The organism is Phytohabitans flavus (assembly GCF_011764545.1).
Taxonomy (GTDB): domain Bacteria; phylum Actinomycetota; class Actinomycetes; order Mycobacteriales; family Micromonosporaceae; genus Phytohabitans; species Phytohabitans flavus.
Window position 1 is genome coordinate 8,362,397 of the sequence record NZ_AP022870.1, and the last position, 23,400, is coordinate 8,385,796.

A 23,400-nucleotide genomic window follows, 5' to 3' on the forward strand; every position below is an offset into this window, starting at 1 on the left:
CATGTGGCCGTTCGTGGATCACGCCCGACTGATCAGCCGTCACTCTGGCCCCACGAAGGGGCAAAACGGACGAAATCGATCAGGCGCGGATCACGGCGAGTGTCGCGGCGGTGAGCCGCACCAGGTCGTGCGGCGACAGCTCCACCTGAAGGCCCCGGCGACCTGCGGAAACATAGATCGTCTCGTAGTCGGCGGCGGTCGTGTCGACGACGGTGGGCAGGCGCTTGCGCTGCCCGAGCGGGCTGATTCCGCCCCGCACGTATCCGGTGGTTCGCTCGGCCACCGCCCGGTCGGCGAGTACCGCCCGCTTGCCGCCCGCCGCCACGGCGAGCGCCTTGAGGTCGAGGTCGCCGGTGACCGGTACGACCGCGACGGTCAGCGCGCCGTCCACCTCGGTGACCAGCGTCTTGAAGACCCGCTCGGCCGGTACGCCCAGCGCGGCAGCGACCTCGGCGCCGTAGTTGGGCGAGTCGGGCGACACCGAGTAGGGGTGGGTGGTGTGCGCGACCTTCTGCTTCGTGAGGAGCGACGTCGCCGGGGTGCCCTGACCTGCCACGGAGGACGAGGCTATACCGGCTCGCAGACCAGGGCGGTCGGCGCACCGGCCACCCGGGTCAGCACGAGCGACGCCGCGGCCGGCCCTGCCAGTCGCAGGTCACGGCGGAGCCGCTCGGGCTCCAGGGCGGACCCGCGCTTGAGGATCTCCAGCCGCCCGACACCCCGCGCGCGGAGCAGCGCCCTCAACCGTTTCAGCGAAAACGGCAGTACCTCTTCGATCTTGAGGCAGCGCGCGTACGGGGTCGGCGCGGGTGTGTCGGCGTACACGTACGCGATCTCGGGGTCGGCGAGGTGCCCGCCCACCGCCGCGGCGAACTCGGCGACCAGGTGCGCGCGGACCACCGCCCCGTCCGGGTCGTACAGGTAAGGCCCGACCGCCCCCACCGGCGCCTTCGCCTCGCCCGAGCCGGTGAGCTCGGCCACCCCGAGCAGCGTGGACCGGCGTGGCACCTCCGCGAGCGGCCCGCACCAGAACGCCGCCTCCACCACCTCACCCCGTACGCTCACCCACTCCGCCTCCGCGCCGGGTGGCACGAGCCCGTGGTCGATGCCGGGCGCCAGCTTGAGCACGGTACGCGGGACCCGCTCGGGGAGGGCGGCGACGAAGTCCCACGGCGGTGAGTAGGCCGCGGGATCGAAGACCCGCCGCCCCTCCCGCCGCCGCGCCGGGTCGCAGAAGACCGCGTCCACGCCGGACAGGTCGGCGGCTGTGGCGTCACCGGTTACTACGGTGATCCCGGCCAGCCCCAGCACCTCCGCGTTCGCGGCGGCAACCATCGCGGTGCCCGGGTCGGCTTCCACCGCGTACACCTCGATGCCGGCACGTGCGGCGGCGATCGCGTCCGCGCCGATGCCGCAACCGAGGTCGGCGAGCGTGCGCGCCCCCGCGGCGCGCAACCGGGCGGCGCGGCGGCTGGCCACCGCGGACCGCGTCGCCTGCTCCAGCCCGGCGCGCGTGAAGAACATCCGGTCGGCGTCGGCACCGAACTTCCCGACCGCCCGCCGCCGCAGCTCGGCCTGGGTGAGCGCGGCGGCGGCGAGGTCGGCGGGCACGCCGGAGCCCCGGAGCGCGGCGGCCGCGGCCAGCGGATCTCCGCCGGCCAGCTCGGCCGCCGTCGCGAGGGCCTTCACCCCTTCCGGGGTACGCAGCGCGGCGAGCTGCTCGGAATTCACCGCCCGATTGTCGGGGCCGGGAGTGGGGCGCCCGCCAGCGGGCTGTGAGTCAGCGGGTTGTGGACTCGATTACGCAGTCTGTGCCTGGGAAGACCAGGCTCTCGCGGCCGTCGGGAAAGCGGACGAGGTACGGCGGGCTGCCGTCGGCCCCACGAACCTCGACGATCTCGGCGGTCCGGTCGCTGGCACCGACCGTGTTGCTGTGTACGTGCAAGCGGTCACCGACTGTGGCCTGCATGTCATCGCCTCCGCGCGGTTTGGGCTGCGGGGTGTCCTTAAGACCATGCCGTAAAACACGCCGACACGCCATCGGTTCGGGGCACGCTGGCACTCTCCTTGACGGAGTGCTAGATACCGGCATAACCTGCGGGTTAGCACTCTCAAACCGAGGGTGCTAGCTCTCGGGCACGCCGGCACCCGCGACGACGGCACCGCCCGGTGGCATGAGGCAGCAGTATTACCGCCGTCCGGAGCGATCCGGATAGCTACCAGACAAGTACCCCAGGAGGGTATGCCCGTGACTACCGCGACCAAGGTTGCGATCAAGCCGCTCGAGGACCGGATTCTGGTCCAGGCGAATGAGGCTGAGACCACCACGGCGTCGGGCATCGTGATCCCCGACACCGCCAAGGAGAAGCCGCAGGAGGGCACCGTCCTCGCTGTCGGCCCCGGCCGCGTCGACGACAAGGGCAACCGGATCCCGGTTGACGTCAAGGTCGGCGACACGGTCATCTACTCGAAGTACGGCGGCACCGAGGTCAAGTACGCCGGCGAGGAGTACCTGGTGCTCTCCGCCCGCGACGTCCTCGCTGTCATCGAGAAGTGACTGACTGATCGCTGACATCGCCCCGGGCCGGCACCACGCGGTCCGGGGCGCTGGCGCTTTGAAGGGACATAGATGGCGAAGATCCTGAGTTTCTCGGACAACGCCCGGCATCAGCTTGAGCACGGTGTCAACGCGCTGGCGGACGCGGTCAAGGTCACTCTCGGCCCGCGCGGGCGCAACGTCGTGCTGGACAAGAGGTTCGGCGCTCCGACGATCACGAACGACGGTGTGACGATCGCCAAGGAGATCGAGCTCACCAACCCGTACCAGAATCTTGGCGCGCAGCTGGTCAAGGAGGTGGCGACGAAGACCAACGACGTCGCCGGCGACGGGACCACCACCGCGACCGTGCTCGCCCAGGCCATGGTGCGTGAGGGCCTGCGCAACGTGGCCGCCGGCGCCAACCCGGCCGGCCTCAAGCGCGGCATCGACGCCGCCGCGGAGGCCGTGTCGAAGGCGCTGCTGGGCAAGGCGATCGAGGTCGCCGACAAGCAGTCCATCGCCCACGTCGCCACGATCTCGGCGCAGGACGCCACGATCGGCGACCTGATCGCCGAGGCGATGGAGAAGGTCGGCCGCGACGGTGTCATCACCGTCGAGGAGGGCTCCACCCTCGCCACCGAGCTTGAGGTCACCGAGGGCCTCCAGTTCGACAAGGGCTTCATCTCGCCGCACTTCGTGACCGACCCGGACGCGCAGGAAGCGGTGCTCGAAGACGCGTACGTGCTGATCACGACGCAGAAGATCTCCTCGGTGGAGGAGCTGCTGCCGCTCCTGGAGAAGGTGCTCCAGGCCAGCAAGCCGCTCCTGATCATCGCGGAGGATGTCGAGGGCCAGGCGCTGGCCACGCTGGTGGTCAACGCGATCCGCAAGACCTTCAAGGTCTGCGCGGTCAAGGCCCCCGGCTTCGGCGACCGCCGCAAGGCGATGCTCCAGGACATGGCCATCCTCACCGGCGGTGAGGTGGTCGCGCCCGAGCTCGGGTACAAGCTCGACTCGGTCGGCCTGGAGGTGCTGGGCACCGCTCGGCGCATCGTCGTCGACAAGGACAACACCACGGTCATCGAGGGCGGCGGCAACGACGCCGAGGTGACCGACCGGGTCTCCCAGATCCGCAAGGAGATCGAGGCTACGGACTCCGACTGGGACCGGGAGAAGCTGGCCGAGCGGCTGGCCAAGCTCTCCGGCGGCATCGCGGTGATCAAGGCCGGCGGCGCGACCGAGGTCGAGCTGAAGGAGCGCAAGCACCGCATTGAGGACGCCATCTCGGCGACCAAGGCCGCGGTCGAGGAAGGTACCGTGCCGGGCGGCGGCGCCGCGCTGGCGCAGGTGGCCCCGATGCTCGACGGCGGGCTCGACTTCGCCGGCAACGCGGTCACCGCCGACGAGCTCGTCGGTGTCTCGATCGTCCGCAAGGCGCTCGACGAGCCGCTGCGCTGGATCGCTCAGAATGCCGGCCACGATGGCTACGTCGTGGTCAACAAGGTGCGGAGCAACGACTGGGGCTTCGGCCTCGACGCGGCCATTGGTCAGTACGTCGACCTGGTCAAGTCCGGCATCATCGACCCGGTCAAGGTGACCCGCAACGCCGTCACCAACGCCTCCTCGATCGCCGGGCTCCTGCTCACCACCGAGAGCCTGATCGTGGAGAAGCCGGAGAAGGCGGAGCCGGCGCCGGCCGGTGGCCACGGCCACGGGCACGGCCACCAGCACGGACCTGGTTTCTGATCTCTGATCCACCGGGACACCACGGAGGGGGCCTACGGGCCCCCTCCGCTTGTTACGGAGGGCTTACGAGGCTCCGCACGACCGCAAGCGGCGCGGCAGACTTGGGCCCATGCGAAACGGCGTGCGCGGAGCCCTGGCGGGGGTCGTCGCCGCCGCGGTGGCCCTTGGGCTGGCGGAGTTCGTGGCGGTGTTCACGGGCGCCCGCTCGGCACCGCTTGTGGCGGTCGGCGGGGTCGTCGTAGATCACGTGCCTGAACCGCTCAAGCAGTTCGCCATCGATGTCTTCGGCACCCACGACAAGACCGCTCTCCTGGTCGGCACGGTGGTGCTGCTCGCCGCGTTCGCCGCGCTGATCGGCTGGCTGGCGGTCCGCAACATCTGGTTCGGCGTGGCCGGCATCGCCATCTTCGGCCTGGTCGGCGTCGCGGCGGCCGTGACGAGGCCGGACGCCGGCGCGGGAGCCGCTGTGCCGTCGTTGCTCGGCGCCGCGGTGGCCGGTCTGGTGCTCTGGCGCCTTCTCGCCGGCCCGGCTGAGCCGGGCGACTCCGCTGACCGCCGCCGCTTCCTTACGAACGTGGCCGTGGTGGCCGGTGTCGCGGCCGTGAGCGGGCTGGGCGGTCGCTGGCTGGCCACCCGGCGGACTGTGACGGAGGCGCGCAGGGCGGTGCGGCTGCCGGTCCCGGCCAGCCCCGCGCCGGCCGTGCCCAGCGGATCGGACCTCAGCCTCACCCAGCTCGCGCCGTACGTCACCTCGAACCGCGACTTCTACCGCATCGACACCGCGCTCGTACTGCCGCAGGTCGACCCGGCGTCCTGGACGCTGCGGATCCACGGCCGGGTACGCAACCCGGTCACGCTCACCTTCGACCAGCTGCTGGCCCGGCCGATGGTCGAGCGGTACGTGACGCTCGCCTGCGTCTCCAACGAGGTGGGCGGCGACCTCATCGGCAACGCGCGCTGGCTGGGCGTACCGCTGAAGGAGCTGCTCGAAGAGGCCCAGCCGCTGGAGGGTGCCGACCAGGTCGTAGGGCGCTCGGCCGACGGCTGGACCTGTGGCACGCCCACCGCGGTACTCCTCGACGGCCGGGACGCCCTGCTGGCGGTCGGGATGAACGGCGAGCCGCTCCCGATCCAGCACGGCTTCCCGGCGCGGATGGTGGTCCCTGGGCTGTACGGCTACGTGTCCGCCTGTAAGTGGATCACCGAGCTGGAGCTGACCAGCTTCGCCGACTTCGACGCGTACTGGGTGCCGCGCGGCTGGTCCGCTCAAGGGCCGATCAAGACCGAGTCCCGGATCGACACGCCCCGCTCGCGCAACAACCTCTCCGCCGGCCCGGTGACCGTCGCCGGGGTGGCCTGGGCGCAGCACCGCGGCATCCGCAAGGTGGAGGTACGGGTCGACGGCGGGCCGTGGCAGGAGGCGACCCTGGCCCGTTCGGTGTCGATCGACACGTGGGTGCAGTGGTCCTGGCGTTGGGAGGCGACGTCAGGCAAGCACCGGCTACAGGTACGCGCCACGGACGCGACCGGCTATGTGCAGACGGAGGAGGAGCGGCCACCGGCCCCGGACGGCGCTACTGGCTGGCACTCGGTCGACGTTGAGGTGGGATAGCCGGCACGGCCTTGTGCGGCCGGCCAAGTCGCGCTTCAAGGCGGGCCACGTCGACCCGGGCCTGGTGCCGGTCGGCCAGGTCCTCCCAGCCGACGGCGAGCAGCCGCAGCCGCTCGGACTCGCTGAAGCCGCCCCACACGCCGTACGGCTCACGGACCGCCAGCGCGTGCGCGGCACACTCCGCGCGTACCGGACACGAGTGGCAGAAGGACTTCGCCTTTGCCTCACGACGGTTGCGCGACGAGCCGCGCTCACCGTCGGGGTGGAAGAACTGCGCGCTGTCTCTACCCCGGCAGGCGCCCAGCCGCTGCCAGTCCCAGATGTCGGCGATGGGACCGGGCAGTCTGCTCACGTTGGACATCGGCACTCCTCCCACGGGCCGCTCCGGCCACGCGAACCACGAATTACCCGCGTGCGCCCGTAGGGAAACCGGCGTGTCTTCTGTCGGGAACTTTCAACTTCTTTAGTCCGAAAGCCCGTAATGATCACTTGGTTCCGTGGTCTCCTCCTCAGAGGAAGAGGAGGATCACAGTGCGTACCGTCCTCGTGTGTGTCCGGACACCGCTCGCGGCGCAAACCGTCGCGTCCGCCGCTGCCCGTCTCGGGATGAGCGGCGCCGTGCGAACCGCCGTATCGGAGACCGAAGCCTTACTTCGGCTGGCCGAGCGCCCCGCCGACATAATCCTCGCGGATACCACGCTGACCAGGCGGGACAGCGTCGGCTTCACCCGGCGGGCCTTGATGCGGGCGCCCGGGGCGGTGATCATCCTCTTCGGCGCCGAAGACCCCGCGTGGCGGCTGCCACCATCGCCGCCGGCGCCCGTGGCGTGCTGCGCGGTGGCGGTGACCACGACCTGGTGAGCATCGTCGCCAAGGCGCTGCTGCTCTGCCTGCCCGAAGCCGCCCGCCCGGCCGCCGCCCGGCCTGCGGTGTCGCGGTCCGGCGAGGCGGTGGCGGTGGCCGGTGAGCCCGCCGCCGACCCGGCGCTGCCCGCCGACAACGCGGGCGGTGCCGCCGTCGCCCTGCCGGCGAACGGCCCGCTGTCGCGTACCCCGCAGCCCTCGATGGTGCCGGTGCAGCGCGGCGACCAGCTCGACGTGGGCCCAGGTGGGCCCGGCCGGCCGCCCGGCGCGAGCCCGAACACCGGCCCGAGCTGGCGGGTCGGTCCGCGCACCGGCGACCGGCCCGAGGTAGTGGCCCGGCGCATGACGCTGACCGAGCGCGAGCTACAGGTCCTGCGCGGCATGGCCGACGGCAAGAGCAACGCGGAGATCGGGCGCGAGCTATTCGTCTCCGAGGACACGGTCAAGACCCACGCCCGGCGGCTGTTTCGCAAGCTTGGCGCCCGCGACCGGGCGCACGCAGTCGCCGCGGGTTTTCGGGCCGGCCTCGTCGCGTGACCGCGGCGGGGCGGATCAGGAGTCGTCGTCGGAGCCCTCGGACAGGGTGTCGTGCACACCGTCCGCGTAGCCCCGCGCATACTCCCAGGTCACGTAGTGGTCGGGATCCGGGTCATACGCCGGCTCGTGCACCCGGGGACGCCCCGAGTTGAGCAGGTGGCGCAGGTTACCCCGGAGCAGGTCCCAGTCGAAGTAGTGCGGCTCATGGCAGTCTTCGCACTCGATCACGAGCCCACGGATGCCGATGGGGCTCAGCAGAGCCTGATAGATTTCGAGGTCAGCCAAGTCCTCCAGCACGTCCTGCCGCTCAGCGTCGGACAGCGGGTCGAGCTGGGGGTCCTCACCGAGGTCCTCCAGCCCCGCGGACGGGTCAGCGGGATCGCCGTTGAACGGGTCGATCGGCTCGTCGTGCTGCACCCCTCCACCGTAGTCGCAACCCAGCTCTCCGCGTGTGCCGCGCGTCTGCCGGCGTACCCCAGTTGTGATCCGTCGAGCCGCCGGTCGGCGCGGAAGGGCGAGCCCACAGATGGGTACGATGAACCATCGCGTCACCGAGAGGACTCAATTGTGGATAACCTGCCCGCCGCTGAGACTGTGCCGATCGGGCTGACCTTTGACGATGTGCTGCTCCAGCCCGCCGAGTCTGAGATCATCCCGAGCCAGGTGCACACCGCGACCCAGGTGAGCCGCAACGTCAGCGTGGCGATTCCGCTGATGTCGAGCCCGATGGACACGGTGACCGAGGCGCGGATGGCCATCGCGATGGCTCGCCAGGGCGGCCTGGGCGTGCTGCACCGCAACCTCTCGATCGAAGACCAGGCGCTCCAGGTCGACCAGGTCAAGCGCTCCGAGGCGGGCATGGTGACCAACCCGATCACCTGTAGCCCGGACGACACGCTGCGAGACGTCGACGCCCTCTGCGGGCGTTACCGGATCTCCGGTGCGCCGGTCACCGACGCCAACGGCACGCTGGTCGGCATCGTCACCAACCGCGACATGCGGTTCGTGACCGACGGCAACACCCCGGTGCGCGAGATCATGACCCGGATGCCGCTGGTCACCGCGCGGGTCGGGGTCTCCAAGGACGAGGCGCTCGCCCTGCTGCGCCAGCACAAGGTGGAGAAGCTGCCGATCGTCGACGAGGCTGGCCGGCTGCGCGGGCTGATCACGGTCAAGGACTTCACCAAGAGCGAGCAGTACCCGGACGCCACCAAGGACCCGGCCGGCCGGCTGCGGGTCGCCGCGGCGGTCGGCGTGGGCGAAGACGCGTACAAGCGGGCCCGCGCGCTGGTCGACGCCGCCGTCGACGTGCTCATCGTCGACACCGCGCACGGTCACCAGCGGGCCGTGCTGGAGATGGTCGCCCGGCTGAAGAAAGACACCACGGTCGACGTGGTGGGTGGCAACGTGGCGACGTACGCGGGGGCGAAGGCGCTGGTCGAGGCGGGTGCCGACGCGGTCAAGGTGGGTGTCGGGCCGGGCGCCATCTGCACCACGCGGGTGGTGGCCGGCGTGGGCGTGCCGCAGATCACCGCCGTGATGGAGGCTACTCGGGCCTGCCGCCCGGCCGGCGTTCCGGTGATCGCGGACGGCGGCATCCAGTACTCCGGCGACATCGCGAAGGCCCTCGTGGCCGGCGCGGACACGGTGATGCTCGGCAGCCTGCTCGCCGGCTGCGAGGAGAGCCCGGGCGAGTTGCTCTTCATCAACGGCAAGCAGTTCAAGGCATACCGGGGGATGGGGTCGCTCGGCGCGATGCAGTCGCGTGGGCAGGCCCGGTCCTACTCCAAGGACCGCTACTTCCAGGACGACGTGCTCAGCGAGGAAAAGCTGGTGCCCGAGGGCGTCGAGGGCCAGGTGCCCTACCGCGGGCCGCTGTCCCAGGTCGCCCACCAGCTCATCGGCGGCCTCCGGCTGGCCATGGGGTATGTCGGCGCGGAGAGCATCACCGAGCTGCACCGCCGTGGCCAGCTCATCCGGATCACCGCGGCCGGGCTCAAGGAGAGCCACCCGCACGACATCCAGATGACCGTCGAGGCGCCCAACTACCACACGCGATAGGAGCGACCCGTGCGTGACGTGGTCGAGATCGGGTTGGGAAAGACCGCGCAGCGCGGATACCACCTCGACGACATTGCGATCGTGCCGAGCCGCCGTACGCGGGACGTCGACGACGTGTCCACGGCCTGGCAGCTCGACGCGTACCCCTTTGAAATCCCATGCGTGGCGCATCCGTCGGATGCCACCATGAGCCCGGCGACGGCCGTTGCCCTTGGCCGCCAAGGCGGCCTCGGCGTGCTCAACGTCGAGGGCCTGTGGACCCGCTACGAGAACCCGACGAAGATCCTCGAGGAGCTGTCCACGCTCGACGAGGAGGCGCCCGCGACGCGGCGTCTTCAGGAGGTGTACGCCGAGCCGATCCGCCCGGACCTGATCGCCGAGCGGGTGCGCGCGATCCGCGAGGGCGGCGTGACCGTCGCCGTGCGCGTGTCGCCGCAGCACACCCTCGCGCTCGCTCCGGTGATCCTCGACGCGGGCGTCGACATCCTGGTCATCCAGGGCACGCTTGTCTCGGCGGAGCACGTCTCCACGACTGACGAGCCGCTCAACCTCAAGGAGTTCATCGCCGACCTCGACCTGCCGGTGATCGCGGGTGGCTGCACCGACTACAAGACCGCGCTGCACCTCATGCGCACCGGTGCGGCCGGCGTGATCGTGGGCGTGGGCGCCGACGAGTGGTCCACTACGGACACCGTGCTCGGCATCCGGGTCCCGATGGCCACGGCGATCGCCGACGCCGCCGCGGCCCGGCGCGACTACCTCGACGAGACCGGCGGGCGGTACGTGCACCTGATCGCCGACGGTGACATCCAGACCTCGGGCGACATCGCCAAGGCGCTCGGCTGCGGTGCCGACGCGGTGATGCTCGGCGAGCCGCTCTCGCTCTGCGAGGAGGCACCGGGGATGGGCGCGTGGTGGCACTCGGCCGCCAGCCACCCGAAGCTGCCGCGGGGCGCGTTCGGTGTGGCCGGCGAGCCTCTGGGCAGCATGGAAAAGGTGCTGTACGGGCCGGCCGACGAGCCGGACGGGCAGCTCAACCTCTTCGGCGGGCTCAAGCGGGCAATGGCCAAGTGCGGCTACCGCGACGTCAAGGAGTTCCAGCGGGTCGGCTTGGTTCTTGATAGGTAGCGATACTCCATCTTTGTCGCTGGTCGTCGCGTCGCGTGCCCGCGACGCGACGACCAGCTCCGGAACAACTTTCTTGTCGCTTTCGGCGCGAGAGAGGACGCTCCCTACGTGAAACGCAGGATCCTGGCCGCCGCCACGGCCGTCGTGGCGCTGGTCGCCGGCGGCTGCACCGGCTCCGACCCGTCACCGTCTCCGTCCCCCGGTCCGGAGTCGCCGCTGGCCACCAAGCCCGAATTCCAGGCCGGGAAGGACGGCGTCGGCGACCCGTACTTCCCGACGTACGGCAACGGCGGCTACGACGTGCGCAACTACCGCCTCGTGGTGAAGTACGACCCGCGCACGGACGCGCTCACCGGTACCGCCACGATCACAGCGGCCGCCACGGAAGACCTGTCCAGCTTCAACCTCGACTTCGTCGGGCTCTCGGTCGACTCGGTGAAGGTCAACGGCACCAATGCGAGCGACAAGCGGAAAGACGCCGAGCTGGTGATCACGCCGTCCGACGGGATCATCAAGGACGCCGAGTTCACTGTCGAGATCGGGTATTCGGGCAAGCCGCAGGCGATCCAGAGCCCGGACTTCGGCGAGGGCGGCTTCCTGCACACCGACGACGGCGCGATCGCGCTCGGCCAGCCCGAGTCGGCGAGCAGCTGGTTTCCGGTCAACGACCACCCGATCGACAAGGCCACGTACGAGGTCGAGGCGACCGTGCCGGACGGGCTGAGCGCGTTCAGCAACGGCGTACCCGGCGGCAGCACCGACGCCGACGGCTGGACCACGTGGAAGTGGTCGGAGAAGGTGCCGATGGCCAGTTACCTGGCCTTCCTGGTGGTCGGCAAGTTTCGGGTGGAGACCGGCGAGCACAAGGGCAAGCCGGTCGTGACCGCGATCCAGTCGACGCTCGCCCGGGGCGGCTCGGCGGAGCAGGCGATGGCGCAGACCACCCGGATCGCCGACTTCCTGGAGACCCAGTTCGGCCCGTACCCGTTCGAGGCGTACGGCGGCGTGGTGGTCGACGACGAGCGCATCCGGTACGCGCTGGAGACCCAGTCCCGGCCGGTTTACGGCGGCGTCTTCTTCAGCCAGGGCCCGTTCACCGAGGTTGTCGCGCATGAGCTGGCCCACCAGTGGTTCGGCGACAGCGTCTCGATCGCGCAGTGGCGGGACATCTGGCTCAACGAGGGCTTCGCCAGCTACGCCGAGTGGCTGTGGACCGAGGAGAGCGGTGGGCTCTCGGTGCGGGAGAGCTTCCAGCAGGAGTACGACAAGATGGACTGGCGCAAGCCGACCGCGGACCCCGGCAAGGCCGGACTGTTCGGCCAGGCGGTGTACAAGCGCGGCGCGCTCGCGGTGCAGGCCCTGCGGCTGAAGGTCGGCGACGACGACTTCTTCCGCATCCTCAAGACCTGGACCGCGGAGAAGCGCAACGGCAACGCCACCACCGCCGAGTTCATCGCGGTCGCGGAGCGGGTCTCGGGCGAGTCCCTGGACAGCCTCTTCGACGACTGGCTGGTCGGCGACACCGCGCCGCCGATTCCTCGGTAGTTACCGGCGGACCACCAGTGCCGGGTGGGCGCGCAGGTACGCGTCCGCCCGGCCGGCCACCAGCTCGGAGATGAACTTGCGGCTCTCCGCGGAGAGCTGTTCGCCCCGGTACCCGGACCCGCGGCCCACGCCGCCGCCGGGAAGCGTGACGAGCCTGAGCGCCTCGGGGCGCAGGCCGCTGAGCGCGTACGCGTAGTCGATCGCCGGCCGGCCCCGCCCGTCGAACGTCAGCGTCTGGCCGAGCGCGCGCAGCACCCGGTCGACCTCCAGCGGGTTGCGGCCGACGTCGAGGCTGAACGCCTTGGCCAGTACGGCCCGGATCAGCTGCTGGTGGTGCCGCTGCCGGGTGTAGTCGCCGCCGGGCAGGTAGCGCTGCCGCGAGAAGTCGAGCGCCTGCCAGCCGACGAGGTGGCGCATGCCCACCTCGTACACCATCTGGGGGCCGCCGTAGCCGGCCGGCCCGCCGCCCGGCGCGCGGCCTCGCCCGTCCGGCCGCAGGTGCTGTGACGGGGTGCGCTGGTCGACGTAGATGTCCACGCCGCCGAGCGCGTCCACAAGCTTCCGGAAGCCGGTGAAGGTCAGCACCGCACCCGCGTCGAACCGCTTGATCCCGGTGTACCCGCTGACCGTCTGCGCCAGCAGCTGGAACCCCTGCGCGACGCTGGGCTTCGCGTCGCCCCGCCGGGCGCCTTCGCTCATCGCGTGCGTGAGCTTCGTGTGCCCGCCCCGGTAGCCGGACTTGGGGAACTTCGGGATGTCGACGACGAGGTCCCGGGGGAGCGAGAACATGTAGGCCGTCTTCAGCCCGCGCGGTACATGCAGGATCGTCACCGCATCCGCGTGCGGCTCCCAGGTCGGGTCGTCCTCGCGGGTGTCGACGCCGACGATCAGCAGGTTGAGCGGCCCGGTGATGTCGGTGCCGGGCGGCGGCGGGGTGGGGCTTGGCGTGGGCGAAAGAGAGATCAACGGCGTGGGCGTGCCGAAGAGTTCAGCGGTCGGCACCCGGTACCGGTCGCGCAGCCCATAGATCACGGCCACCGTGGCGCCGCCCAGCACCACAACCGCGGCCAGCGCGGCCGCGCCAAGCATGATCCAACGTCGCCGAGTCATAGAGTGGCCATCGTGCCCGGTCAGTGCTCTGGTGTGCCAGCTACCGGCGAGTAAGGATAAGCGCCATGCGGTATGACGTCGTCGTGATCGGGTCGGGCTTCGGCGGGAGCGTCGCGGCGCTGCGACTGGCTGAAAAGGGTTACTCGGTCGCGGTGCTGGAGGCGGGGCGGCGCTTCGCGGACGACGAGTTTCCGCAGACCTCGTGGCGCGCCCGCCGCTTCCTCTGGGCGCCCAAGCTGGGCTGCTTCGGCATCCAGCGGATCACGCTGCTCCGCTCGGCGGGCGGGCAGGCGGGCGCGGGCGTACTGGTGCTCTCCGGCGCCGGGGTCGGTGGCGGTTCGCTCAACTACGCCAACACCCTCTACGAGCCGCTGCCCGCGTTCTACGACGATCCTCAGTGGCGCGGCATCACCGACTGGCGGGCCGAGCTGGCCCCGCACTACGACCAGGCGAAGCGGATGCTCGGCGTTACCACGTACCCCCACGACACCGCGGCGGACCGGGCGATGCGCGCGGTGGCCGAGCGGATGGGAGCCGGGCACACGTTCCACTCCACGCCGGTCGGCGTACACATCGGACGGCCGGGTGAGAAGGTCGCCGACCCGTACTTCGGTGGTGCCGGGCCGGAGCGCACCGGCTGCCTGCACTGCGGCTCGTGCATGACCGGCTGCCGCCACGGCGCGAAGAACACGCTGGTCAAGAACTACCTCTGGCTGGCCGAGCGGCTGGGCGTCGAGGTGCACCCGCTGACCACCGCGGCCGCGGTACGGCCGTCCGGCTCGGGCTACCGGGTCGAGACGGTACGCACCGGTGCCTGGCCGAGCCGGGGGCGGCGGGTCTTCGAGGCGGACCAGGTGATCTTCGCGGCCGGGGCGCTCGGCACCCAGCGGCTGCTGCACGCGATGAAGGCCGCCGGCACGCTGCCCCGACTGTCGGACCGCGTGGGCGCGCTGACCCGGACCAACTCCGAGGCCATCCTCGGCGCCGGCGTGCAGCGGCCGGCGGCGCGGCGGCGCGGGCTCGACTTCACCGAGGGCGTGGCGATCACCAGCTCGTTCCACCCGGACGAGCACACCCACATCGAGCCGGTGCGCTACGGCCGTGGCTCGAACGTGATGGGTTTCCTCCAGTCCGCGCTTGTCGACGGCGGGCCACGCCGGCCGCTGCGGTGGCTGGGCACGATGGTGGCGCACCCGCTCACGTACCTGCGGCTGCTCTCCGTGCGCGACTGGTCCAGCCGTACCGTGATCGCTCTGGTCATGCAGTCGCACGACAACTCGCTGACCACGCGGTACAAGCGCGGCCAGCTCCGCACGACCCAGGGGCACGGCGCGCCCAACCCGACCTGGATCCCGGCCGGAAACGAGGCGGTGCGGATGCTCGCCGAGGAGATCGGCGGCCTGCCCGGCGGGGCGATCACCGATGCGTTCAACGTGCCGATGACCGCCCACATCCTCGGCGGCGCGGCGATCGGGGCCACGCCCGAGGACGGGGTCGTGGACGGCTATCACCGTATCTTTGGCCACCCGGGCCTGCACGTGGTCGACGGCGCGGCGGTGGCCGCCAACCTGGGCGTCAACCCGTCGCTGACCATCACCGCGCAGGCCGAGCGGGCGATGTCCTTCTGGCCGAACAAGGGCGAGGAGGACCCGCGCCCGCCGCTCGGCTTGGCGTACGAGCGGCTCGCGCCAGTGGCGCCGGTGACACCCGCCGTGCCGCCGCACGCCCCAGCCGCACTCCGCCGGTAGGCTTTGGGCGCATGAGCACACCGCCGCGTCCGGTACTGGTTGTCGACTTCGGGGCCCAGTACGCCCAGCTGATCGCCCGACGGGTGCGTGAGGCGAAGGTCTACTCGGAGATCGTTCCGCACTCGATGCCGGTCGCCGAGATGCTGGCCAAGGACCCGGCGGCAATCATCCTGTCCGGCGGGCCCTCCAGCGTGTACGAGCCGGGCGCGCCGCAGGTCGACGCCAAGCTCTTCGACGCGGGCGTGCCGGTCTTCGGCATCTGCTACGGCTTCCAGGCGATGGCGCAGGCGCTGGGCGGCACGGTGGCGCACACTGGCCAGCGCGAGTTCGGCGGTACGACGCTGGCCGCCCGCCCCGACGCCGGCGTAATGCTCCGCGACCTGCCCGCCGAGCTGTCGGTCTGGATGAGTCACGGTGACTGCGTGACCGAGGCGCCGGCCGGCTTCGCGGTGACCGCCGGGTCGCCGGGCGCGCCCGTGGCCGCCTTCGAAGACCTGGCTGGCCGGCGGGCGGGCGTGCAGTTCCACCCGGAGGTGGCGCACACCGCGCACGGTCAGGCAATGCTGGCCCGCTTCCTGTACGACATCGCCGGCATCGAGCCGACCTGGACGATGGGCAACATCATCGACGACCAGGTGGCCGCGATCCGGGAGGCGGTGGGTGACAAGGAGGTCATCTGCGGGCTCTCCGGCGGTGTCGACAGCGCTGTGGCCGCCGCCCTCGTTCACAAGGCCGTCGGCGACCAGCTCACCTGCGTCTTCGTCGACCACGGGCTGCTGCGCGCGGGCGAGGCCGAGCAGGTGGAGCAGGACTACGTGGCGGCGACCGGCATCAAGCTCAAGGTCGTCGACGCCGCCGACCGCTTCCTCACCGCGCTCGACGGGGTAACCGACCCGGAATCGAAGCGCAAGATCATCGGACGCGAGTTCATCCGGGTGTTCGAGGCCGCCGCGCGGGAGGTCGCGGCGGCGGGCGACGTCGAGTTCCTGGTACAGGGGACGCTCTACCCCGACGTCGTGGAGTCCGGGGCGGCACCGGTACCGCCAACATCAAGTCGCATCACAACGTGGGTGGCCTGCCGGACGACCTTAAGTTTTCGCTGGTCGAGCCGCTGCGGACGCTTTTCAAGGATGAGGTTCGGCAGCTGGGACTCTCGCTCGGGCTGCCCGAGGCGATGGTGTGGCGGCACCCGTTCCCGGGCCGGGGCTGGCGATTCGGATCATCGGCGCCGTCTCGGCCGATCGGCTTGCCGTGCTGCGCGCCGCGGACCTGATCGCCCGCGAGGAGCTCACCGCGGCGGGGCTCGATCGCGATGTCTGGCAGCTTCCGGTCGTCCTGCTCGCCGACGTGCGGTCGGTAGGGGTGCAGGGCGATGGCCGGACGTACGGCCACCCGGTCGTCCTGCGCCCGGTCTCCAGCGAAGACGCGATGACGGCCGACTGGTCCCGCCTGCCGTACGACGTGATCGCCCGGATCTCCACCCGCATCACCAACGAGGTGCCCGAGGTCAACCGCGTGGTGCTGGACGTGACCAGCAAGCCCCGGGCACGATCGAGTGGGAGTAGCTAGGCGCTCGGTCCGGTCGGGGGATGCACGGGCCAGGCGGGCGCGTCCGCGGGCTCTTCTGGCATCAGAAACCACATCACCGGGTACGCGACTGCGGCCAGCCCAGCGCTGAGCACCACCGCGACCGCGAAGATCACGCGAACGAGCACCGGGTCGACGTTGAAGTAACGGCCGAGGCCGCTCGCCACGCCCGCGATGATGCGGTCGGTGGTGGGCCGCCTGAGCTGCTTGTAGGGAGGGTTCTCGGTCATGCTTCTACGGTCCGCGCCGGGCCGGTCGGCGACCTCGGTGAGCGCCCGGATGCGCACCCTGATACCTCCCGGATAGGTGCTCATCTGTCAGCAATCTGACTGTGGTCACAGACTTGTCACCTCATTCGGGAAGAATGCCCCTCTGTGACCCCCGCGCTTGAGCCGCTACGCAGGATCGCGGCCTATGCCGTGGTGTCCGATTCCGATGGTCAGGTGCTGCTCGTGCGCGCCTCGTCACGCTCCGGTACACCCGGGGTCTGGTCCCTGCCCGGCGGCGCTGTCGACCACGGTGAGGATCCCAACCACACGGTGGTTCGCGAGACCGCCGCGGAGACCGGCCTCTCGGTGAGCGTGACCGGGCTACGTGACGTGTTCGCCGACATGCGAGCGCTCCCGCATCGGGGCATCACGATCCACACCGATCGGCTGATTTACGACGTGACCGTGCGCGGCGGCACCCTCTGCGACCGCGTCGGCCAGCCCACCGACCTGGCCCGCTGGCACAGCCTCGACGCGGCCGAGAGACTGCCGCTGCGGCGGTTCACCGCGAGCGCGCTGGGCCTGCCCGCGGAAACTGTCGAGCCTCGGCCGGACGAGGCGCCCGACTTTCCGTCGTTCTACGCGGTGCCCGGCCCGGACGGGCTGCACCGGGCGCAGCGCTTCGCGGCGTACGCGGTGGCGACCGACCCGGCGGGCCGCGTGCTGCTGACCAAGGTCGCCGACGGCTACCCGGGGGCCGGTTGCTGGCACCTGCCCGGCGGCGGCACCGACTACGGCGAGCAGCCCGGCGCGGCGCTGATCCGCGAGCTGCTGGAGGAGACCGGGCAGGCCGGGCGCCTTGTCGAGCTGCTGGGCGTGGCGAGTCACCGCGACGCCGCCTCACTCGGCCCGGAGGGCTACCCGATCGACTGGCATGGCGTGCGCGCGTTCTACCGGGTGGTGGTCGAGGCGCCGGCCCCGCCCACCGTGGGTGACGTGGGCGGCTCGACGTCCGAGGCCCGCTGGTTCGGCCGCGACGAGCTGTACTCGCTGGCGGCGCACGAGCTCACCGAGGTGACTGCCGAGGCGATGCGCGCGGCCCAGCTCTAAGCTCGCTCAGATGAGGCGGATCGCGGCTTACGGGGTGTGCCGCGACCCCGACGGGCGGGTCCTGATGGCTCGCGGGTCGCCGGCCGCCGATCTGCCCGGCTTCTGGCAGATGCCGGGCGGCGGGCTGGACCACGGCGAGCACCCGGCCGACGCGGTGGTGCGTGAGATCGCCGAGGAGACCGGCCTGACCGTGGTGGTCACCGGGCTCAGGGCGGCCGTTTCCGACGTCCTGTGGGGCAGCCACACGGACCGCGTGATCTACGACGTGGCCGTGCGCGGCGGGACACTGCGCAACGAGCCGGACGGCAGCACCGACCTGGCCGCCTGGATTCCGCTGGCGGATCTGCCCGGACTGGTGCTGATGCCGTTCACGGCCGAGCTGCTGGGGCTGCCCCCGGAGCCGGTCACCGTTCCCGCGCCGGCACGCCCGGTGCTGCCGGCCGAGCCGCGTCCGGCTCGTGGCCAGCGCTTCGCGGCGTACGGCCTGGCGACCGACCCCGCGGGCCGCGTGCTGCTCACGCTGATCGCCGAGGGGTACCCGGGCGCCGGAAAGTGGCACCTGCCCGGCGGCGGCATCGACCACGGGGAGCAGCCGGTCACCGCCCTTTTGCGCGAGCTGGCCGAGGAGGCCGATCAGGTCGGGGAGGTCACCGACCTGCTCGACGTAAACCACGTGCACAACCCACAGGCGCTGGGGCCGGAGGGCTACCCGATCGACTGGCATGCCGTGTGGGCGATCTTCCGGGTACGGGTCGGCGCACCCACCGAGGCGCGCGTGACCGAGGCGGCCGGCGGCTCCACGGCGAGGGCTGAGTGGTTTTCGCCGGTTGAGGCCGCAGCGCTCCCGATGACCAATGTGGCCGCGGCCGGAGTCTCGCGGTTGGCGACCGGTTTGGGTGGCGGCGGCTAGAATGTGAGGCTGCGAAATTTTTGCGGGCGGGCCTACCTGGGGTTCGCTTCGCGACTTTCGTACGGCTATCGCCAAGCCAGCCCGACTGTGCGATGGTGTAGGCCGCATGCGACCGGGCGGCCGTCGAGGCGGCGGGCAAACCGATCCGGTCATGGAGGGATACGTGCCGAGAGCCCCTTGGCGCCGACGTCGTGCGACGGACAGTCCACGCCCTGGAGGGCGTCGCTGGGCAGGGCGTTTGCGCCGCGGCGGCTCGTTCGCCCGGCAGGTGCTGCTGGTCCGCGTCGGCCGTCGCCGGTCGGAGTCGAGTGCCGGGTCCGCCGTTGTCGTGCCGGACCCCTTCGAGTCGGTGGTCGACGGCGAGATCGAGTCGCTTCTGCCGGTGAGCCCGGCTCCCGCGGGGCGGCCGTCAGCGGCGGTGCGATCCCACTGCTTCCGGGTGAGCACACACCCGCCCGGCGGGCGAAGTTCGTAATCGTCAACGCCTGCACGCTCAGCAGCCTTACGCTCGGCCTGCTCGCGATCTTCCTGGCCATGCAGGGCGACGTGCGCACCGCCGCTTTGTGCCTCATCGCCTGTGTGGCGTTCGACGGCCTCGACGGCGCGCTTGCCCGCCGCTTCGGCGTGGTCAGCCCGTTTGGCGCGCAGATGGACTCGCTCGCCGACATGTGCTCGTTCGGCCTCGCCGCGCCCGTCGTGGTGTACGCGTCGCTGGCCGGGACCGTGCCCACGGCGGCCGCCGCTGCGGGCTGCACGCTGGTGGCTGGATGCGCGGCGATCCGGCTGGCCCGCTTCAACGTCTCGCCCAAGGACGGCCGCTTCTTCTGCGGCGTGCCCACCACGATGGTCGCGGCCGTGCTCGCCGTGGGTGTGCTGATCGAGCTGCCCATGCCCGGTGTGGCCCAGCTCGCCGGCGTGGCGCTGCTGGCGTTCGCGATGGTGTCCAGCTTTCCCTACGCCAAGATCGCCCGCCTGATCAAGCTGCCGCCGTGGCTGTGGCTGCTGCCGGTCGTGGGCGCGCTTGTCGACCCGCGGCTGACCTTCGCCGTGATCGTGGCCGGCTATCTGGCCAGCGGCCCAGTGCTCTGGCTCCGCCACCGCCACGCCGCGTCTTAGCCAAGTTGATCAGGGACTTTGTGGAGCGACACGCCGCGCGGCTCGCCCACCAAGTCCCTGATCAACTGCGGGAGTGAATCAGGTCCAGCGGGCTATTACTGACGTGCCGCCCAATACTTTGTCGCCGGGGCCACCAGCGGGTTGGCGGCACCTGCTGGCAGGTAGATGTCTGTTCTTGAGCCGAACCTGATTAGGCCGAAGCGTTCGCCTTTTGCTAGCAGGGCACCTACCGGGGCGCGCTGTACGATCCGGCGGGCCACGAGGCCGGTCCGCTGGGCCACCACCACCGTGCCGTGCTCCGTGTCCAGCACCGTGTACGCCGCGACGTTGTGCTCGGCCGCCGGCCGCATCGCCGGGGCGAAGCCGCCGTCGGTCACGAAGTAGTCGACCACCCGGCCGGCGACCGGCGCGCGGTTTACGTGCACGTCGAGCACCGACAGGAAGACCGCCACCCGCAGGAACTCGTCCGGCCCGAACCTGTCGTCGCGCACCCGCTCGACGGAGAGCACCTTGCCGTCGCTGGCCGCCACGATCGCCGACCGGTCCTCCGGCACGTCGCGCTGTGGGTCGCGGAAGAATGCGGCCACCGGCGCGGCGGCCAGCGCCGGCACCAGCCACAGCCGCGACTTCGGGCGGGCGATCCGGGTGAGCGCGGCGAGGCCGAGCGCGATGCCGGCGGCGGCCACGCCATTGGAGTCGATGTGCATGGTGCGGGTCAGCGGCACGCTCGACGGCCGGTACGCGGGCGCGACGTGCCCGGCCAGTGCCGAGTCGGCCGCGGTGAAGCGGAGCCGGTGCACCCGGAGCGGCGGGTTGTTGCGCACGACCAGGTCGGATCCGACACCGAAGAGCGCCGCCTGTCGGTCGAGCTCGGCCGCCGCGCCCCCGGTGATCCCGGTGGCCACCGACAGCACGCCGCCCTCGACCAGGTACTTGGTGAGGCCCTCGACCGTCGTCCGGGCCTCCTCGGCGGAACCCTCGATCGGCTCGGCGACGATCACCACGTCGGCCGGGTCCGCCTCGGCGAGCGAGTCCGCGACACGGACCCGCTCGGCCACCCACCGGCTCTGCGCCTCGACGTGGTCGCGGAGGGCGCCGGCCGCGGAGGGCCTCGCCGGCACGACAGTGAGCGTGTCGCCGGGCAGCATGCCTTCGATGGCGGCGGCCAGTGTGGCGGAGCGTCCGTGTGCGCCGACGACGAGGCCGGACTTGGGTCCGTTGTGCCGGGCCAGCTCGGTGGCGAGGGCGCGCGCGGCGCGGGCGGCGATACGGGTCTGCGTCACGCGCTCAGCATAGGCGGCATTCCTGACGCAATCAGGGCGTCCCGCACGCGCGGGACGCCCTGAAGGGAGTGGCTGCCGTCAGTCCGAGGTGCTGTCGCGCTTGGTGGTCTCCGGAACCCCGCTGACCGGCGGCAGGTACGGCGTCTGCGGCCCGGCCAGCAGCTCCCGCACGATGTCGGCGTGCAGCTCGGCGGGGAGGCCGCTGACCGGTGCGATCGCTGGCTCCGGCGTTGGCTCGGCCGGTGGCGGTGGCTCGCTCTTGCCGGAGCGGAGCGCGCCCATCAGGCCCAGCACGCCGAGGAAGATCAGCGCTCCGGCCACAAACCAACCCACGGCCGGCAGCGACAGGTCGAGGAGCTGGGCGATGAACCACCAGGCGGCGATGGCCAGGAAGAGGAGGGCGAACGTCAGGGAGACGCTGTCGGTACGGTGCGGCTTCATCGGTGTACCTCCGCGGAGCCAGCGTTGACCTTGATGGTGATGTTGAGCTTGCCGCCGCCCTCGCCGTCGGGGCCGAGGTCGGTGATCTCACCGGGCGAGGCCTGGATGCCGCCGCTCTTGTTTTCGAAGATGTGCGCGTCGCCCGCGGTCACCTCGGCGTGCACTGTGGTGTCCACATTGGGCGGCACGATCACCTTGAGGTCACCGAAGCTCACGTGCACCATGATCGTCTCGTCCTGACCGGTGAAGTCCACCTTGGACAGGTCGAGGACCGCGCTGCCGAAGTTGTGCTCGTACCGCTCGGCCATGGTCTGCGCGGCGCGCGGCTGCCAGACGACGTCGCTGCCCGAGGACTCGTACCGGCCGACCTGGCTCTCGGCGATCGTCGATATGCCGAGTGCGGCCGCGGCGATGAAGCCGAGCGCGATCAGCCACCGGCCCCGGCCGAACCAGGTCCCGACCAGCAGGCCGAGCCCGACCGTGACGAGCACGCCGAAGAAGTACGTGGACGGCTTGATGTGGATCAGGTTGGTCAGGTCGAGCATCGCGACCAGGCCGAGCGCCACGAAGATCAGCGAGAACGTCGCGGTGCCGAGCGGAGAGCGCTCCTTGGGTGGCTTCGGCGGCCTGGGCGGTACGGCCGGCGGCGCGCCGTAGCCGGGAGGATAGGGACCGTGCCCGGCGTACGGCCCGTGCGGTGCGAACGGCGGGCGGTAGGTCCCCGCGGCGGCATTGGTGGGGCCGGCGGGAAGGGCGGGCCCGACCGGTGCGGCGGACGCGGAGACATCGGCGGTGGGCTAGGTGGGCTGGGAGGCTGCATTGGCGGCACCGGAGGGGTCGGGGGCACCGGCGGCGGTGCCGATGACGGGCGTGGGGGTGGCGGAGCTGCGGGGAACGTGGCCGTTGTCGGGTATGGCCCGGAGTGAGCCGGCCGGCCGGGACCCGCTGCCGGCGGGTACGGGTACGGGTATGGCGGCGCGGCTGGCTGCCACGGCCGCCCCGCCCCGAACGGCACCTCACCCCCGCTGGGTGCCGCCGGGGCGGAGCGGCCGGGCTTCCGGTTGAGCAGCAGTGCCCCACCGATGAGCACCGCGGCGCCCAGCACTACTGCCCGGAAGCCGTCCGTAACGATCAGACCGAACATCAGCACGACCACGACGCCGAGCACGATCACCATGACCGGTGACATGCTCGACCGGCCGCGGCCCAGCATCGACTCCACCGGCGAGGCGGTGTCGCCCTCGGCTGGGATGACGAGCCAGCCGGCGAGGTAGACGAGGATGCCGATGCCGCCGAAGAAGCCCAGCACGGCGAAGAGCACCCGCCACAGCACCGGATCGGTGTTGGTGGCCCGGCCGATCGCCGCACAGACGCCGGCGACGTAGCGGCCCTGGCGCGGGCGGACCAGCCCGTACCGCGAGGTGAAGGCCATGCTCGGGTCTTCGCTGGTCGGCGGCGGTGGCGGCGGTGCGCCGGCACCGGGTGGCGGAGGCGGCGGCCGGTGACCACCCCGTGGTGGTGCGGCCGCACCCGCCTCGCGCTTCGTCGGCTCCTTCTCGGCCGCCGCGGACCCGCCGCCCACGGGCGTGTCCTGAAGCGTGGGATCGGCCGCCCACCGGTCGGACGCCGGCATCTCGGTCGTCGGCTCCTCCGGCCGCGCGTCCCCCGCCGGCTCGTCGGCCCGCACCTCGGCGGTCGGCTCGTCGGCCCGCACCTCCGCGGTCGGCTCGTCGTGCCGCACCTCAGCGGTGGGCTCGTCGGCCCGCACGTCGGCGGTGGGCTCGTCGTGCCGCACCTCAGCGGTAGGCTCGTCGCCTGCCACGGAGCCGGCACCCGCTGAGGCTCCGGCATCCGA

General features: G+C 71.4%; 17 protein-coding genes and 5 pseudogenes. 12 read left to right on the plus strand and 10 right to left on the minus strand.

All coding sequences use genetic code 11. The features are described from left to right. Nucleotides 1–79: 79 nt before the first annotated feature. From ybaK to Pflav_RS37155, 3 genes are read right to left on the minus strand one after another with little or no spacing between them, the layout of a single operon-like run. The gene (gene ybaK / locus Pflav_RS37145) at nt 80–556 is read right to left on the minus strand and encodes a Cys-tRNA(Pro) deacylase (RefSeq protein WP_173041306.1); all 477 of its coding nucleotides are present in this window, start codon (nt 554–556) and stop codon (nt 80–82) included. 11 nt (nt 557–567) lie between these two features. Beyond that, nucleotides 568–1,731, minus strand: coding sequence for a class I SAM-dependent methyltransferase (locus tag Pflav_RS37150; RefSeq protein WP_173041307.1), 1,164 nt, complete (start codon nt 1,729–1,731; stop codon nt 568–570). A 49-nt stretch (nt 1,732–1,780) separates the two neighbouring features. Further along, nucleotides 1,781–1,969 (minus strand): DUF1918 domain-containing protein, encoded by a 189-nt coding sequence (locus tag Pflav_RS37155; RefSeq protein WP_173041308.1) that lies wholly within the window; start codon nt 1,967–1,969, stop codon nt 1,781–1,783. Between the two features lie 273 nt (nt 1,970–2,242). On the opposite strand from Pflav_RS37155, the gene groES reads away from it, so the two are divergent. The 3 genes from groES to Pflav_RS37170 all read left to right on the plus strand — a co-directional run bounded on the left by groES (nt 2,243) and on the right by Pflav_RS37170 (nt 5,897). Continuing rightward, entirely contained in the window at nt 2,243–2,557 is a 315-nt protein-coding gene (gene groES / locus Pflav_RS37160) for a co-chaperone GroES (protein WP_089012574.1), read from the plus strand. Between the two features lie 72 nt (nt 2,558–2,629). Next, nucleotides 2,630–4,285 carry a chaperonin GroEL gene (groL, locus tag Pflav_RS37165; RefSeq protein ID WP_173041309.1) on the plus strand — a complete coding sequence of 552 codons (1,656 nt, stop codon included), beginning with the start codon at nt 2,630–2,632 and terminating at the stop codon, nt 4,283–4,285. Between the two features lie 109 nt (nt 4,286–4,394). Further along, entirely contained in the window at nt 4,395–5,897 is a 1,503-nt protein-coding gene (locus Pflav_RS37170; RefSeq protein WP_173041310.1) for a molybdopterin-dependent oxidoreductase, read from the plus strand. On the opposite strand, the gene Pflav_RS37175 is transcribed toward Pflav_RS37170, so the two are convergent. Next, nucleotides 5,860–6,258, minus strand: a complete 399-nt coding sequence (locus Pflav_RS37175) for a WhiB family transcriptional regulator (protein WP_173041311.1) — start codon at nt 6,256–6,258, stop codon at nt 5,860–5,862. The genes Pflav_RS37170 and Pflav_RS37175 overlap by 38 nt on opposite strands. Nucleotides 6,259–6,428: 170 nt before the next feature. Here Pflav_RS37175 and Pflav_RS47715 point away from each other — a divergent pair. Continuing rightward, nucleotides 6,429–7,297 (plus strand): annotated as a pseudogene (locus tag Pflav_RS47715) (response regulator transcription factor). A gap of 15 nt (nt 7,298–7,312) precedes the next feature. Here Pflav_RS47715 and Pflav_RS37190 read toward each other — a convergent pair. Next, nucleotides 7,313–7,714, minus strand: coding sequence for a DUF5319 domain-containing protein (locus tag Pflav_RS37190; RefSeq protein ID WP_180201294.1), 402 nt, complete (start codon nt 7,712–7,714; stop codon nt 7,313–7,315). A gap of 150 nt (nt 7,715–7,864) precedes the next feature. On the opposite strand from Pflav_RS37190, the gene guaB reads away from it, so the two are divergent. The 3 genes from guaB to Pflav_RS37205 all read left to right on the plus strand — a co-directional run bounded on the left by guaB (nt 7,865) and on the right by Pflav_RS37205 (nt 12,031). Further along, nucleotides 7,865–9,358, plus strand: a complete 1,494-nt coding sequence (gene guaB / locus Pflav_RS37195) for an IMP dehydrogenase (protein WP_232072350.1) — start codon at nt 7,865–7,867, stop codon at nt 9,356–9,358. 9 nt (nt 9,359–9,367) lie between these two features. Continuing rightward, complete coding sequence (locus tag Pflav_RS37200) at nt 9,368–10,486, plus strand: GuaB3 family IMP dehydrogenase-related protein (RefSeq protein ID WP_173041313.1); 1,119 nt, start codon at nt 9,368–9,370, stop codon at nt 10,484–10,486. Nucleotides 10,487–10,594: 108 nt separating this feature from the next. After that, nucleotides 10,595–12,031: a M1 family metallopeptidase gene (locus tag Pflav_RS37205; protein WP_232072352.1), complete on the plus strand. Its 1,437-nt coding sequence runs from the start codon at nt 10,595–10,597 to the stop codon at nt 12,029–12,031. On the opposite strand, the gene Pflav_RS37210 is transcribed toward Pflav_RS37205, so the two are convergent. Next, nucleotides 12,032–13,141: an LCP family protein gene (locus Pflav_RS37210; protein ID WP_173041314.1), complete on the minus strand. Its 1,110-nt coding sequence runs from the start codon at nt 13,139–13,141 to the stop codon at nt 12,032–12,034. It abuts the gene before it with no gap. 65 nt (nt 13,142–13,206) lie between these two features. On the opposite strand from Pflav_RS37210, the gene Pflav_RS37215 reads away from it, so the two are divergent. Together Pflav_RS37215 and guaA are read left to right on the plus strand one after the other, a co-directional pair. Then, nucleotides 13,207–14,889 (plus strand): FAD-dependent oxidoreductase, encoded by a 1,683-nt coding sequence (locus Pflav_RS37215; protein ID WP_173041315.1) that lies wholly within the window; start codon nt 13,207–13,209, stop codon nt 14,887–14,889. An 11-nt stretch (nt 14,890–14,900) separates the two neighbouring features. Next, nucleotides 14,901–16,454 (plus strand): annotated as a pseudogene (gene guaA / locus Pflav_RS37220) (glutamine-hydrolyzing GMP synthase). Here guaA and Pflav_RS37225 read toward each other — a convergent pair. Then, complete coding sequence (locus Pflav_RS37225) at nt 16,455–16,706, minus strand: PspC domain-containing protein (RefSeq protein ID WP_173041316.1); 252 nt, start codon at nt 16,704–16,706, stop codon at nt 16,455–16,457. Nucleotides 16,707–16,850: 144 nt separating this feature from the next. Here Pflav_RS37225 and Pflav_RS37230 point away from each other — a divergent pair, with 144 nt between their 5' ends. The 3 genes and pseudogenes from Pflav_RS37230 to Pflav_RS37240 all read left to right on the plus strand — a co-directional run bounded on the left by Pflav_RS37230 (nt 16,851) and on the right by Pflav_RS37240 (nt 19,821). Continuing rightward, nucleotides 16,851–17,795: an NUDIX domain-containing protein gene (locus Pflav_RS37230; protein ID WP_173041317.1), complete on the plus strand. Its 945-nt coding sequence runs from the start codon at nt 16,851–16,853 to the stop codon at nt 17,793–17,795. Between the two features lie 10 nt (nt 17,796–17,805). Continuing rightward, a complete protein-coding gene (locus tag Pflav_RS37235; RefSeq protein ID WP_173041318.1) occupies nt 17,806–18,705 on the plus strand; it encodes an NUDIX hydrolase in 900 nt (299 codons plus the stop codon). Between the two features lie 238 nt (nt 18,706–18,943). Then, nucleotides 18,944–19,821, plus strand: a pseudogene (locus tag Pflav_RS37240) (CDP-alcohol phosphatidyltransferase family protein). Nucleotides 19,822–19,899: 78 nt separating this feature from the next. On the opposite strand, the pseudogene Pflav_RS37245 reads toward Pflav_RS37240, so the two are convergent. From Pflav_RS37245 to Pflav_RS47720, 3 genes and pseudogenes are all read right to left on the minus strand, one after another. Further along, nucleotides 19,900–21,104, minus strand: a pseudogene (locus Pflav_RS37245) (phosphatidylserine decarboxylase). Between the two features lie 78 nt (nt 21,105–21,182). Beyond that, nucleotides 21,183–21,545, minus strand: coding sequence for a hypothetical protein (locus Pflav_RS46695; RefSeq protein ID WP_232072354.1), 363 nt, complete (start codon nt 21,543–21,545; stop codon nt 21,183–21,185). Continuing rightward, nucleotides 21,542–23,178: pseudogene (locus tag Pflav_RS47720) on the minus strand (PspC domain-containing protein). The gene Pflav_RS46695 and the pseudogene Pflav_RS47720 overlap by 4 nt, the downstream one beginning before the upstream one ends. Between the last annotated feature and the right edge of the window lie 222 nt (nt 23,179–23,400).